Raw genomic sequence first — 14,235 nt, forward strand, 5'->3', positions numbered from 1 at the left:
AGGAAGGCTCACCATGCCCGGCATCCACTCCGACATCACGACCGCTTTCGGCAACACCCCGCTCGTCCGGCTGAACCGGGTGACCGAGGGTCTCGGTGCGACCGTCCTCGCCAAGCTCGAGTACTACAACCCCGCCTCGAGCGTGAAGGATCGCATCGGCATCGCGATGATCAATGCCGCCGAGGCGTCGGGTGAGCTGCAGCCTGGCGGCACGATCGTGGAATCGACGAGCGGCAACACCGGTATCGCCCTCGCCATGGTCGGCGCGGCGCGCGGGTACCGTGTCATCCTCACGATGCCGGCCTCCATGTCGAAGGAGCGCCGCGTGCTGCTGAAGGCGTTCGGGGCACAGATCGTGCTCACCGACCCCACCAAGGGCATGAGCGGCGCGATCGAGGAGACCAAGCGCATCGTCGCGGAGACCCCTGGCGCGATCTGGATCCGCCAGTTCGCGAACGCCGCCAACCCGCAGATCCACCGCGAGACCACGGCGCAGGAGATCCTCCGCGACACGGACGGCACCGTCGACATCCTGGTGGCAGGCGTCGGCACCGGAGGGACCGTCACCGGAACCGGACAGGCTCTCAAAGCCGCGAAGCCGGGCGTCCAGGTGATCGCCGTCGAGCCCAAGGACTCCCCCGTGCTGACCGAGGGACACCCCGGGCCCCACAAGATCCAGGGCATCGGCCCGAACTTCGTCCCGGACGTGCTCGACCGCGAGGTGCTGGACGAGATCCTCACCGCGGAGTTCGACGAGTCGATCCGCGTCGCCCGCGAGCTCGCCGCGAAGGAAGGTCTGCTCGTCGGCATGTCTTCCGGCGCAGCCGTCGCCGCCGCGCTGAAGGTGGCCGCCCGCCCCGAGAACGCCGGCAAGACGATCGTGGTCGTGATCCCGGACACCGGTGAGCGTTACCTGTCCACCGCACTGTTCGAGGATCTGCGCGAAGACTGAGGCCGTCGATGGGAATGATCGGGCGGATGCGCGAAGACATCGCCGCAGCTCGCCTCCGGGACCCGGCCGCGCGCAGCGCCGTCGAGGTCGCACTGCTGTACCCCGGGCTGCACGCGATCTGGGCGCACCGCGTATCCCACGCGCTCTGGCGGCGCCGGCTGCGTCTGCTCGCGCGAGCCGGGTCACAGGTCTCACGCTGGCTCACCGGGATCGAGATCCATCCCGGTGCACGCATCGGTCGCCGGTTCTTCATCGACCACGGAATGGGTGTCGTGATCGGCGAGACCGCCGTCGTGGGCGATGACGTGATGCTCTATCACGGTGTCACGCTCGGAGGACGCACACGCACCTCGGGCAAGCGGCATCCCACCCTCGAGAACGGCGTCGCCGTCGGAGCGGGGGCCAAGATCCTCGGACCCGTCACGATCGGCGCGGGGTCAGTGGTCGGCGCGAACGCGGTCGTGACCCGAGACGCCCCGGCGGACAGCATCCTCGTCGGCATTCCGGCGAAACCGCGTCACCGCACGGCCGGTGAGGACACCAGAGCGCTCCTCACCGCCCCGGACCACTACGCGATCTGACGCGCGTGCGCTAGCGGCGTTCTCCCTTGACCGACTCGACCTTCTTGCGGAGGAAGATCAGCGGGAGCAGCACACTTCCGAGGGCCGTGATCAACCACACGATGACCGAACCCAGCAACCATCCGGTGAGGTCGGTGATGCGCAGACCACCGATCGGGAGCAGCACGACGATGATCAGCGAGATGAGCGTCGACACGATGCCGATGCCACCCATGAGCACGGGTGCGTAGCGATTGGCGATCTTCATGACCCACGGCGAGAGCACGCTCTGCAGGATCGCGAAGATCAGGATGCAGATGACGAATCCCCACCACTTGTCCCACTCGATCTCGAAGCCGTCGAGCAGCAGGTCGGCGGCGATCAGGCCGAGGCCGGCGGACACCAGGTAGAGCAGGCCGCGGAAGAGGAATGTGATCACGGGCTGAGCATAGCGCCCCGGCTCCAGGAGAGCGGGGAGTGCGCTGTCCGCACTCCCCGCCGTCCGGTCACTGGGCCACGAAGAACGGGACCGCTCCGCTCAGGATGCCGACGCCGAGCATCACGAGCGAGACGATGGTCGCGCGCCACAGGACCTTGCGGTGGTGATCGCCCAGGTTCACGCTCGCGAGGGACACGAGCAGCAGGATCGCCGGCACGAGCGGACTCTGCAGGTGCACGGGCTGACCGGTGATCGACGCCCTCGCCATCTCCACCGGATCGATGCCGAAGTTGGCAGCGCTCTGGGCGAGCACCGGGAGGATGCCGAAGTAGAACGCGTCGTTCGACATGAAGAACGTGAACGGGATCGACAGGAGTCCGGTGATCGGTGCGAGGAACGGGCCGAGAGCAGGAGGAAGCACGTTCGTGATCCACGCGGCCATCGCGTCGACCATTCCGGTGCCGGTGAGCACGCCCACCAGGACACCGGCCGCGATCACCATGGAGACGACGCCCACGATGCTCGGTGCGTGCGCGACGATCTCGGAGGCCTGCTCCTTGATGCCCCGGAAGTTGATGACGAGGGCGAGCCCGGCCCCCACCATGAACACGTACGGCAGCGGCAGGATGTCGAGCACCAGCAGCACCATCACCGCGAGTGTGAGGGCGAGGTTGAACCAGATGAGCTTCGGTCGGAGCGTGGGGCGGGCGGGGTCCAGCATCGTGTCCGCCATGGCCGTGTCCGCAGGGTCGACGCTCGCAGCGGAGACCGGAGCATGGCCGCCGGCGACGACCACGAGGTTGCCGGTACGCAGCGACGCGCGCGCTCCGGGCTTCGGCTCCGCACCGCGGAAGATCTTCGGCACGGTCGACAGCGATCCGCCGTCGGCACCGACGAGCAGGCCCTCCGAGTCCAGGCGCCCGAGGCGGCGACGCTCCTGCAGTCCGAGGATCCACGCGAACCCGAGAGTCACGACGATACCGGCGCCGAGCGCGGGCAGCATCGGCACGAAGATGTCTGTCGGCTGCACTCCGAGCGCTGTCGCGGCGCGCACGGTCGGCCCGCCCCAGGGAACGATGTTCAGCGTGCCGTTCATGAGGCCGGCGACGCACGTCAGCACCACGGGGCTCATCCCGAGCCGGAGGTAGATGGGGAGCATCGCCGACGTCGTGATGATGAAGGTCGTTGAACCGTCGCCGTCCAGGGAGACCGCGCCGGCGAGGATCGCGGTTCCGAGCACCACCTTGGCCGGGTCGTCTCCGAGCAGCCGCGTGATGAGGCGGATGAGCGGATCGAACAGCCCCACGTCGATCATGATGCCGAAGAACATGATCGCGAACATCAGCAGCGCCGCGGTCGGCGCCATCTTGCCGATCGAATCGAGGATCATGTCGCCGAGGCCGAGACCTGCGCCGGCGAAGAGCCCGAACGCGGTCGGAACCAGGATCAGCGCCACCATGGGAGTGAGACGCTTGGTCATGATGAGCGTCATGAACGCGAGGACCATCGTGAACCCGAGCAGCACGAGCACCCACTCCGGCGGCACGAACGCCACATCGTAGGTCGGCGCCTTTTCGGCGGCCGCGAACAGACCGGTGAGTGCGTCTGGCATGCGTTGACTCCTTCGTCGTGTCTCCATCTGCGTCGACGGATCCCGACGAGAATAGGCAATCCGCGCGCCGAGGGAGCGGTATGTCGCATTCCCTGTCGTTGTGCGCGTAGCGTGGGTTCTGCGCATATTGCGCGAGCGCAGCATGGAGAGAATCACGGTGCCGAGGATGACGTCGACCAGACCGCGGTTCGCCACGCGCGCCCTGCTCCTGCAGCTTGCGACGGTGGCCCTCGTCGTCGCCCTGTGCACCGGGGTGTATCTCCTCCTCGCCGTGCAGCAGCTGCGTGCCGAGGCGGAGTCGACGGCGCTGGGAATCGCCCGCACCCTCGCAGAGGATCCGCAGGTGCGCGCAGAGGTCGCTCGCATCTCCCTCCAGGAGGGCACACCCGACGCGGCAGAATTGCGCGAAGGCGACCTGCAGCGCATCGCATCCGATGTCACCGCGCGCACTGGCGCACTGTTCGTGGTGCTCACCGATGACAACGGGATCCGTCTCGCGCATCCCACCCCCGCACGGATCGGCGAAGAGGTCAGCACGCCATACGAAGAGGTGCTCGCCGGCGCCGAGATCGTCGACTGGCAGACCGGGACACTCGGCGAGTCCGCCCGCGCGAAGGTTCCCGTCCGGGACGAGACCGGCACTCCGGTGGGCGAGGTCAGTGTGGGGTTCGAGCGTGCGGGTGTCTTCGACGACCTGCCGCCCCTGCTCGCCGTGATCGGGGGTACGGCTGCGGGCGCCCTCGCTCTGGCTGTGCTCGCATCCCTCCTGCTCCGCAGACGATGGGAGCGTCTCACCCTCGGCGTGCAGCCGGAAGAGCTGGTCGCGCTCGTGCAGAACCAGACGGCCGTGCTGGACGGGGTCGACGACGGCGTCATCGCCATAGACACACGCGGCATCGTCCGGGTCAGCAATGCCGCCGCCGATCGGCTGCTCGACCTCGACGACCCGGTCGGACGTCCCGTCGACGACCTCGGTCTCCTCCCGGCCGTCCTGGACACCCTCACGGGTACCGGCGCCCGCACGAGCGCCCTCGTCGGAGACCGGATGCTGTATCTCGACTCGCGGAGCGTGGTGCGCGAGGGGCAGCAGCTCGGCACCGTGCTCATCGTGCGCGACCGCACGGACCTGGTCGCCTTGGCCGAGCGCCTGGAGACGGTCAGGACGATGACCGCCGCGTTGCGCGTGCAGAGACACGAGTTCGCCAACCGCATGCACGTGGCCGCCGGACTCATCGATGCCGGCCGGGTCACAGATGCCAGGGCGTTCCTCGGCGAGCTCGTGGAGCGGGGTCCTGTGGCGTTCCCGGTCGTGGGGCTGGACCTCCTGCGGGACCCCTTTCTGCACTCGTTCCTGGGCGCCAAAGCCGTCGAAGCCGGAGAACGCGGCGTCGCCCTGCGCATCGCGGACGACACGCACCTGATCGGCACGGTGATCGCTCCCGAAGACGTCGCAGCAGTCCTCGGCAACCTCGTGGACAACGCCGTGACCGCCGCGGTCTCGGGAGAGCGGACTCCGCGCTGGGTCGAGGTGGCGGTCCTGGACGACGACGATGCACTGGTGTTCACCGTCTCCGACTCCGGCCCCGGACTCGGAGACGTCGATCCTTTCGCCCCGCGGACGCGGGACCAGAAGACCACCGACACCGTGCACGGGCATGGGATCGGACTTCCGCTGTCGACGGAGATCGCCCGTCGGAACGGGGGCGACCTCTGGGTCATCGACCCCGGCGGTATCGACAGCCGCGGAGTCGAAGGCGGCGCTGTCTTCGCCGCGCGCATCAACGGAGCAGTCGACCGCAGCTCCCCCGATCCTGAGGAGAACACATGACCGTCCCCCTGCGCGTACTCATCCTGGACGACGACTTCCGCGTCGCCCAGCTTCATCAGGGCATCGTCGAGGAGCACGCAGGAGTCGGCGTCGCCGAGACCGTGCGATCGCTCGCCGAAGCCCGCGACAGCATGCGTGCTTCCCGACCGGACCTGCTCATCGCCGACGTGTTCCTTCCCGACGGGGACGGCATCGCGCTCGTCCGCGAGTCCGGCATCGACGCGATCCTGATCTCCGCCGCCGACGACGCTCCGACGGTACGCAGAGCACTGCGGTCGGGAGCTGTCGGCTATCTCGTGAAGCCCTTCGAGCGACGGGCTCTGTCAGGACTCCTGGATCGCTACGTGCGATACCGCAACCTCCTCGACGGTGATCGCATCCTCCGCCAGGAAGACGTCGACCGCGCCCTCGCCATCCTGCACGGTGCGGGCGAACCGGTGTCCGTCTCGCGGTCGGCGACGGAGCAGCTCGTGCTCGCCGCACTCGGCGACGGAGAGCGTTCGGCAGCGGAGATCGGGGAACGCGTCGGAATCTCGCGCGCGACCGCGCAACGGCATCTCGCAGCTCTCGCGGCGAGAGCCGTCGTCGACGTGCGCCTCAACTACGGATCGACGGGCCGCCCCGAACACCGCTACGCCGCACGCGTCTGACGTCAGCGGATGGACGGCTCAGGAATCGGAGCCGACGGCTGCGAGGCGTGCTTCCTCGTCGGCGGCGATCGCGCTCTCGATGATCGGGTCGAGCGCGCCGTCCATGACCTGATCGAGGTTGTACGCCTTGAATCCGGTCCGGTGATCCGCGATCCGGTTCTCCGGGAAGTTGTAGGTGCGGATGCGCTCCGAACGGTCCATGCCCCGGATCTGCGACTTGCGCGCGTCGGAGGCGGCTGCGTCGAGCTCCTCCTGCTGCTTGGCCAGCATTCGGGCGCGCAGCACGCGCATCGCGGCCTCGCGGTTCTGCAGCTGCGACTTCTCGTTCTGCATCGACACGACGATGCCGGTGGGCACGTGCGTGATCCGCACCGCGGAGTCCGTGGTGTTCACGGACTGACCGCCGGGCCCCGAGGAGCGGAACACATCGATCTTGAGGTCGTTCTGGTCGATGTGGATCTCCTCCGGCTCATCGACCTCGGGGAAGACCAGCACACCGGTCGTCGAGGTGTGGATGCGGCCCTGCGACTCCGTCGCCGGCACCCGCTGCACACGGTGCACCCCTCCCTCGTACTTCAGGTGCGCCCAGACGCCCTGCGCCGGATCGGAGGAGGAACCCTTGATCGCGACCTGCACGTCCTTGTACCCACCGAGGTCTGACTCGTTGCGCTCGAGCAGCTCGGTCTTCCAGCCCTTGGATGCGGCGTACTGGATGTACATGCGCAGGAGGTCGGCGGCGAACAGCGCGGACTCCGCGCCGCCCTCCCCTGCCTTGATCTCCATGATCACGTCGCGGGCATCGTCGGGGTCACGCGGGATCAGCAGACGCCGCAGACGCTCCTGAGCACCCTGCAGCTCTTCTTCCATCGCAGGGATCTCCGCCGCGATGGACTCGTCCTCCCTGGCGAACTCCCGCGCCGTCGCCAAGTCGTCGGTCGCCGCGACCCAGGCCTCGTAGGCGGAGACGATGCGCGAGAGTTCCGCGTATCGACGGTTGACGCGCTTCGCGCGTGCCGCGTCGGCGTGCACCGCCGGGTCGGAGAGCTCCTCCTGCACCCGGCGATGCTCGTCGATCAGAGTCTGGACGGACTCGAACACGGGTCGGCCGCTCAGCGGATGTTGTTGTCGTGTCCGTGAGCGCCCGAGGGCAGCGTCGGGATCGACTTCTGCATCTGCACGAGGAACTCGACGTTCGAGTTGGTCTCCTTGAGCTTGCCGAGCACGACCTCGAGCGCCTGCTGCGGGTCGAGTCCGGCGAGGGCGCGACGGAGCTTCCACGTGATCTTGACCTCGTCGGCCGAGAGCAGCATCTCCTCGCGGCGGGTGCTGGACGCGTTCACGTCCACGGCCGGGAAGATCCGCTTGTCGGCGAGCTGACGCGACAGACGCAGTTCGCTGTTGCCGGTGCCCTTGAACTCCTCGAAGATGACCTCGTCCATCTTGGAGCCGGTCTCGACGAGCGCGGTGGCGAGGATCGTCAGGGATCCGCCGTTCTCGATGTTGCGGGCTGCACCGAAGAAGCGCTTCGGCGGGTAGAGCGCGGACGCGTCGACGCCGCCGGTGAGGACGCGGCCGGACGCCGGGGCGGCCAGGTTGTACGCGCGTCCGAGGCGGGTGATCGAGTCGAGGAGCACGACCACATCGCGGCCCAGCTCGACGAGACGCTTGGCCCGCTCGATCGCGAGCTCGGCGACGGTGGTGTGGTCTTCGGCGGGGCGGTCGAAGGTCGAGGCGATGACCTCGCCCTTCACGGTGCGCTCCATGTCGGTGACCTCTTCGGGGCGCTCGTCGACGAGCACGACCATGAGGTGGACCTCGGGATTGTTCTGCGCGATCGCGTTGGCGATCTGCTGGAGGACGATCGTCTTGCCGGCCTTCGGCGGCGCGACGATCAGTCCGCGCTGGCCCTTTCCGATCGGCGCCACGAGGTCGATGATGCGCTGCGTCAGCTTCTCCGGGGCCGTCTCCAGACGCAGACGCTCCTGCGGGTAGAGCGGGGTGAGCTTGCCGAACTCCACGCGGGTGGCCGCGTCGTCGACCGACAGGCCGTTGATCGAATCGACCTTGACCAGGGCGTTGTACTTCTGGCGCCCCTGCTGCTCGCCCTCGCGCGGCTGCTTGATGGAGCCGACGACCGCGTCGCCCTTGCGGAGGTTGTACTTCTTCACCTGGCCGAGCGAGACGTAGACGTCGCTGGGACCGGCGAGGTAGCCGGTGGTGCGCACGAAAGCGTAGTTGTCGAGCACGTCGAGGATGCCGGCGATCGGGATCAGGACGTCGTCCTCGGTGATCTCGGTCTCGAACTCGTCGGCCGGTGCACCGTTGCGGCGCTTGTTGCGCTGACGGTTGCGGTTGTTGCCACCGGACTGCTCGTCGTCGGCGGCGGGCTGCGTCTGCTGCTGCTCCTGGGCCGCGCCGTTCTGACCGCGTCCGCGGTTGCGGCTGCGGCTGCGGTTGCGTCCGCGACCGCCCTGCTCCTCGCCGCTGTCCCCGGAGTCGGAGTCGGCGTTCTGCGGAGCCTCAGCGGGTGCCGATTCGGCAGCGGACTCCGCTGCCGGCTCCGCAGCGGGCGCCTCGGCGTCGGCTGCGGGCTTCTGCGCACCGCGGCGTCCGCGTCCCATGCTCTTGGGCGCGGCCTCGGCGGGAGCCTCGGCGCCAGCGGAGTCGGAGGCCTCGGCGGGCGCCGTCTCCGCGGAAGGAGCCTCGGCATCGGCCTTCTTCGCACGGCTGCGACTCGGACGCTTCGCCTTCGGTGCAGCCTCGGTGGTCTCTGCAGTGGCGGACGCTGCTGCGGTGGCGGACGCTTCCGCGGGCACGGACGCTTCCGGAGCGGCGTCCGACTTCGCGGCCTTCTCCGCCTTCGCGGCATCGGCCTTCTCCGCCTTCTCGGCCTTCGCAGCCGCGGTCGCGGTGCTGGCACGGCGAGGCGCACGCTTGCGCGCCGGTGCTGCTTCGCCCGTCGGCTCCGCGGATGTCGCCGGTGCTTCCGAAGCGGGCGCAGACTGTTCGTTCTGGGTCTCGGAGAGGTTCTCCACGAGTACTCCCTTATATGTCATGGGGAATGAGCGTTGAACGCGCACAACGGGTGCTGCGCGCGATCGCACGGGCTGACGCTCGGCGCCAGCCAGCCTCGGCAGGCGGCTCAGGAATGAACTCTGCCACAGGGGTTTGCGTGCGGGTCTTGCAAGAGTTGCAATGGGGCCAGATTCACGCAGTTACGTGGAGCCCTCCGCTCGAGACCCCACTGTACCACCACGCACGTCGACTGCGAGCAGGAGAGCCTCCCACGGGGTGTCGGTGACGCGTTCGGCGAGCTCGACCGCGTCCTGACGACTTCCGGGGCCGTCCGCGAGGACCAGCACACTGGGGCCTGCGCCGGAGACCACCGCGGCGAAACCGGCAGCGCGCAGCGCCTGCACCAGACGCTGCGTCTCCGGCATCGCTCCGGCACGGTAGTCCTGGTGGAGGCGGTCGGCAGTCGCATCCAGGAGCAGCTCCGGGCTCTGCATCAACGCGGCGATCAGCAGCGCGGAGCGGGAGACGTTGAACACGGCGTCGGCAGTGGAGACCTGCGGCGGCTGGAGCGACCGCGCCTGCGAGGTCGACATCGTGTACGTGGGGACCAGCACCAGAGGCGAGACTCCCCTGTGCACGAGGAGCTTCTTGTGCTGCGGTCCCCGCTCCGACATCCATGCGATCGTCAGGCCGCCGAAGAGCGCCGGCGCCACGTTGTCCGGGTGGCCTTCGAGCTCGGTCGCCAGCCGGAGGAGATCCGTATCATCGATCTCCACATCACCCTCGAGCAATCCCTTCGCGGCGAGCACGCCCGCAGCCACGGCGGCACCGGATGAGCCGAGGCCCCTGCCGTGCGGCACGGCGTTCTCCGCGATGATCCGCAGACCGGGAACAGGGCGTCCCGCGTCGGCGAACACATAGGCGATGGTGCGGACGATCAGGTTCGACTCATCACGAGGGATCTCGGCCGCTCCGGAACCGGAGACCTCGATCTCGAGCTCGCCGGCCGGCAGCGCCGTGACCAGAAGCGTGTCGTAGATGCTGAGCGCGAGGCCCAGCGTGTCGAAGCCGGGGCCGAGGTTCGCGCTCGTCGCCGGCACCCGCACCTCGACGGTGCGTCCTTCGACGGCTCCGCCCTCCGCGGGGACGACGGGCGCTGTCATCGTCACTCGCCTTCCACCCGGAGCACCGAGACCACGCGTGCGACGACCTCGCTGTCCGCGAGAGCGTCGACGGTGGCACTCAGGGCCTGCTCCGTCGCGCGGTGCGTTCCGATGATCAGACGGGCTGTGGGCTCGTCCTCGCCTTCCACGGTCTGCACGACGGTGGCGACCGAGACATCGCCGTCGCTGAGGATGCTCGCGACCGTCGCGAGCACACCTGGCGCGTCCGCGACCTCGAGCGTGATCTGGTACCGGGTGGTGACGTGACCGATCGGCACGACGGGCAGGTTGGCGCGAGTGGACTCTCCCACCCCGACCCCGCCTGCGATGTGACGACGGGCCGCGGAGACCACGTCGCCGAGCACGGCCGACGCGGTCTGCACGCCACCGGCACCGGCACCGTAGAACATCAGGGAGCCCGCAGCCTCCGCCTCGACGAAGACCGCGTTGTTCGCACCGTGCACGGAGGCGAGGGGGTGCGATGCCGGGACGAGGGCCGGGTACACGCGCACCGAGATCGACTCGGCACCGTTGGCCTCGATCCGCTCGCACACGGCCAGCAGTTTGATCACGAAGCCTGCAGCTCTGGCCTCTTCGATCATCGATGCCGTGATCGAGGTGATGCCCTCGCGGTAGACGGCTTCGAGCGGCACGGCCGTGTGGAAAGCCAGGCTCGCGAGGATCGCCGCCTTCTGCGCCGCATCGTAGCCCTCGACGTCCGCCGTCGGGTCGGCCTCGGCATAGCCCAGTCGCTGCGCATCGGCGAGCACGTCGGCGAAGTCGGCGCCCTCGGTCTCCATCCGGTCGAGGATGTAGTTCGTCGTGCCGTTCACGATGCCCATGATGCGCACCACGCGGTCGCCGGCGAGCGAATCGCGCAGGGGACGGATGATCGGGATCGCCCCCGCCGCGGCGGCCTCGTAGTAGACGGAGGCGCCCACCCGGTCAGCGGCCTCGAAGAGCTCGGGCCCATGAGTGGCCAGGAGAGCCTTGTTCGCGGTGACCACGTCGGCCCCGGAGCCGATGGCCTGCAGGATGTTCGTGCGGGCCGGCTCGATGCCGCCGATGAGCTCGATCACGATGTCGGCGCCCAGGATGAGCGACTCGGCGTCGGTCGTGAAGAGCTCCTTGGGCAGGTCGACGTCGCGTGGCGCGTCGAGGTTGCGCACCGCGATCCCGGCGAGTTCCAGTTCGGCGCCCGCGCGGTCGGCGAGTTCGTCGCCGTGGCGCAGCAGGAGGGCCGCGACCTGAGAGCCGACCGCTCCGGCACCCAGCAGCGCCACACGAAGTCGTCGGTATTCAGTCATGGTTGCTCCTTCGGAGGTGGGTCATTGGTCTCCCTCGGGGGCGTGCGCCCCGTCGATGCCCGCGTCGCGGGCCAGCACGTCGTCGATGGTCTCGCCGCGGACGATGACCGCGGAACGTCCATCGCGTACGGCGACGACCGGCGGACGCGGGACGTGGTTGTAGTTGCTGGCGAGCGAGACGCAGTAGGCGCCGGTCGCCGGCACGGCGAGCAGGTCCCCGGGCACGAGGTCGTCCGGAAGGTACTCGTGATCGACGACGATGTCGCCCGACTCGCAGTGCTTGCCGACCACGCGGCTGAGGCGCGGCTCGCCCGCTCCGACACGTGAGGCGATCCGCGCCGAGTACTGGGCGCCGTACAGCGCCGGACGTGCGTTGTCGCTCATCCCGCCGTCGACGCTGATGTAGCGGCGGACGGCTCCGGTGTCGATCGTCACGTCCTTGGTGGTGCCGACCTCGTAGATCGTGACACCGGCCGTGCCGACGATGGCGCGGCCGGGTTCGAAGGACAGGGCGGGAATGGGGATGCCCCGGGCGGCGCAGTCGTCGGCGACCGCGGTGATGATGGCACCGGCAAGGTCTTCGATGGGTGTCGGGTCGTCCACACGCGTGTACGCGATGCCGAAGCCGCCGCCGAGGTTGAGCTGGGGCACGGGGCCGTCCTCGAGCAGGGCTGCATGCAGGTCGAGCACGCGCGACGCGGATTCGCGGAAGCCGGCGACGCCGAAGATCTGCGAGCCGATGTGGCAGTGCAGTCCGGCGAACACCAGGCCGGGGATCTCCCGGATCCGCGCCACGGCCCGCTCGGCGTCCGGCAGGGGGAACCCGAACTTCTGGTCCTCGTGGGCGGTGGCGAGGAAGTCGTGGGTCTCGGCGTGGACGCCGCTGATCACACGCACGAGCACGCGCTGCGTCGCGCCGGTACGCGCCGTGATCGCTGCGAGGCGTTCGATCTCGATGGCACTGTCCACGATGATCGTGCCGACCCCGACCTCGACCGCGCGTTCCAGCTCGGCGACCGACTTGTTGTTGCCGTGGAAGCCGATGGAAGCGGGAGCGACCCCCGCGGCGAGGGCCACGGCCAGCTCTCCCCCGGTGCACACGTCGACGCGCAGTCCCTCGTCGACGACCCAGCGCGCCACGGTCGTGCACAAGAACGCCTTGCCCGCGTAGTACACCTGCGCCGTGGTGCCGTTCTCGGCCGCTGCCCTGTCGAACGCCAGGCGGAATCTGCGCGCACGCCCGCGAACCTCGTCTTCATCGAGCACGAGGAGCGGAGTGCCGTAGGTGCGGGCCAGGTCCGTGGCGCTGACGCCGGCGATGTCGAGCACGCCGTCGTCGTCTCGTACTGCTGAGGCCGGCCAGACGCCGTCGGCGAGATCGTTCGCGTCCTCGGGGACGGCGAGCCATTCCGGGGCGAGCGAATCGGCAGGGAGAAGCACTGATCACCAATCGTGGGAAGGATCTCGGGCAGGGCACGCACATCGAGGTTGACCCGATTCTAGGGCACCCACCCCGTCGCCTTGATCACGGTGACTCGCCGCGTCAAGCCCCTGCAGCACTCCGCAGGCGCCTCCTAAGGTGGGGGCGTGACGAACAGCGAGACAGCACACCACGACACGGAGTCCTCCGCGAAGCCGAAACCCGGACTTATCGCGCGCATCACGACGCCGGCCATCGCGTGGGCACTCTCCCGGCGACCGGTCAGGGCCGCACTGCTCTACTCCGAGCGACGGGGTCCGATGCTGGCCGACAGCGTCACGTACCGCGCCCTGTTCAGTGTGTTCGCGGGCGTGCTGCTGGGCTTCTCGATCGCCGCGCTCTGGCTCGCCGGCAACCCCGACGCGTGGCGCGCCATCATCCAGGCAGTGCAGTCCGCCGTCCCCGGCCTGATCGGGAAAGACGGCGCGATCAATCCCGAGGATCTGAAGGCCCCCGCATCGCTCTCCGTCGCGGGCATCATCTCGCTCGTCGCCCTAGTCGGAGCCGCTCTGGGAGCGATCGGCTCTCTCCGCACCGCCGTGCGGGTGATCGCCGGGACCGTCCAGGACGACATCCTCTGGGTGTGGGTGATCCTGCGCAACCTCGCCCTGGCGCTCGGGATCGGACTCGCCTTCGTCGCCTCCGCCGCGCTCACCTTCGTCGGTCAGCTCGGAGTCGAGTGGATCGCCGACCTCCTCGGCCTGCCCGCCGACTCCGCCGCGGTCGCCTGGACCGTTCGGCTGCTCTCGCTGCTCGTGGTGTTCGCTCTCGACGCCGTGCTCATCATCGGTGTGTTCCGCGTGCTCTCGGGCGTGCGTCCCGCCGCCGGTTCCCTGTGGCCCGGTGCCCTGATCGGCGCCCTCGGTCTGCTGGTACTCCAGGAGCTGTCCGGTCTGTTCGTGGGCGGCGCGACCAGCAACCCGCTGCTCGCCTCGTTCGCGTCCCTCCTGGCGCTGCTGATCTGGCTGAACTTCTCGACCCAGGTGATGCTGTTCGCCTGCGCCTACATCGTGACCGCCGAGGAGGAGAGGTCCGATCGCGTTCATGCGAGGTTCGCCGCGACCACGTTCCCCCAGCGGCGGCTCCTGCGAGCCGAGGCCGAAGTGCAGATCGCGACGGCCGAGCTGCGGGCGGCACAGAAGGCTGCGGCCTCCGACGCGGGGTCCTGATCGGCGTCGGTTGGCCCCACCCTCGTTGTGACCCTATCGGGTAACCTGGTCACAACGAAA

Annotated in this window: 12 protein-coding genes; 5 read left to right on the forward strand and 7 right to left on the reverse strand. The window is 68.9% G+C overall.

All coding sequences use genetic code 11. From position 1 onward, the window contains the following. The first annotated feature begins 13 nt into the window (after positions 1-13). Both cysK and epsC read left to right on the forward strand, forming a co-directional pair. Positions 14-952 carry a cysteine synthase A gene (gene cysK / locus FFS56_RS01485; RefSeq protein ID WP_127012310.1) on the forward strand — a complete coding sequence of 313 codons (939 nt, stop codon included), beginning with the start codon at positions 14-16 and terminating at the stop codon, positions 950-952. An 8-nt stretch (positions 953-960) separates the two neighbouring features. Further along, a complete protein-coding gene (epsC, locus tag FFS56_RS01490) occupies positions 961-1,533 on the forward strand; it encodes a serine O-acetyltransferase EpsC (RefSeq protein WP_046748233.1) in 573 nt (190 codons plus the stop codon). A 10-nt stretch (positions 1,534-1,543) separates the two neighbouring features. Here the strand turns inward: epsC and FFS56_RS01495 are convergent, their stop codons facing one another. After that, positions 1,544-1,951, reverse strand: a complete 408-nt coding sequence (locus tag FFS56_RS01495; protein ID WP_046748232.1) for a phage holin family protein — start codon at positions 1,949-1,951, stop codon at positions 1,544-1,546. A gap of 67 nt (positions 1,952-2,018) precedes the next feature. Next, positions 2,019-3,563: a CitMHS family transporter gene (locus FFS56_RS01500; protein WP_137771878.1), complete on the reverse strand. Its 1,545-nt coding sequence runs from the start codon at positions 3,561-3,563 to the stop codon at positions 2,019-2,021. Between the two features lie 166 nt (positions 3,564-3,729). Between FFS56_RS01500 and FFS56_RS01505 the strand changes: the two genes are divergently transcribed. Then, the gene (locus FFS56_RS01505; protein ID WP_231589702.1) at positions 3,730-5,391 is read left to right on the forward strand and encodes a sensor histidine kinase; all 1,662 of its coding nucleotides are present in this window, start codon (positions 3,730-3,732) and stop codon (positions 5,389-5,391) included. After that, positions 5,388-6,041, forward strand: coding sequence for a response regulator (locus FFS56_RS01510; protein WP_127012312.1), 654 nt, complete (start codon positions 5,388-5,390; stop codon positions 6,039-6,041). The genes FFS56_RS01505 and FFS56_RS01510 overlap by 4 nt, the downstream gene beginning before the upstream one ends. A gap of 18 nt (positions 6,042-6,059) precedes the next feature. On the opposite strand, the gene prfA is transcribed toward FFS56_RS01510, so the two are convergent. From prfA to lysA, 5 genes are all read right to left on the reverse strand, one after another. Beyond that, entirely contained in the window at positions 6,060-7,139 is a 1,080-nt protein-coding gene (gene prfA, locus FFS56_RS01515) for a peptide chain release factor 1 (protein ID WP_046748229.1), read from the reverse strand. A gap of 11 nt (positions 7,140-7,150) precedes the next feature. Further along, positions 7,151-9,076: a transcription termination factor Rho gene (gene rho, locus FFS56_RS01520; protein ID WP_212742657.1), complete on the reverse strand. Its 1,926-nt coding sequence runs from the start codon at positions 9,074-9,076 to the stop codon at positions 7,151-7,153. Between the two features lie 180 nt (positions 9,077-9,256). Further along, entirely contained in the window at positions 9,257-10,219 is a 963-nt protein-coding gene (thrB, locus tag FFS56_RS01525; protein WP_046748227.1) for a homoserine kinase, read from the reverse strand. A gap of 2 nt (positions 10,220-10,221) precedes the next feature. Continuing rightward, positions 10,222-11,526 (reverse strand): homoserine dehydrogenase, encoded by a 1,305-nt coding sequence (locus FFS56_RS01530; protein ID WP_046748226.1) that lies wholly within the window; start codon positions 11,524-11,526, stop codon positions 10,222-10,224. A 21-nt stretch (positions 11,527-11,547) separates the two neighbouring features. Continuing rightward, positions 11,548-12,966, reverse strand: coding sequence for a diaminopimelate decarboxylase (gene lysA / locus FFS56_RS01535; protein ID WP_127012314.1), 1,419 nt, complete (start codon positions 12,964-12,966; stop codon positions 11,548-11,550). A gap of 147 nt (positions 12,967-13,113) precedes the next feature. Here lysA and FFS56_RS01540 point away from each other — a divergent pair, with 147 nt between their 5' ends. After that, positions 13,114-14,175: a YihY/virulence factor BrkB family protein gene (locus tag FFS56_RS01540; protein ID WP_127012315.1), complete on the forward strand. Its 1,062-nt coding sequence runs from the start codon at positions 13,114-13,116 to the stop codon at positions 14,173-14,175. Positions 14,176-14,235: the final 60 nt, after the last annotated feature.

The sequence above is a fragment of the Microbacterium sp. Beta genome (genome assembly GCF_005502545.1).
Taxonomy (GTDB): Bacteria; Actinomycetota; Actinomycetes; order Actinomycetales; family Microbacteriaceae; genus Microbacterium; species Microbacterium oxydans.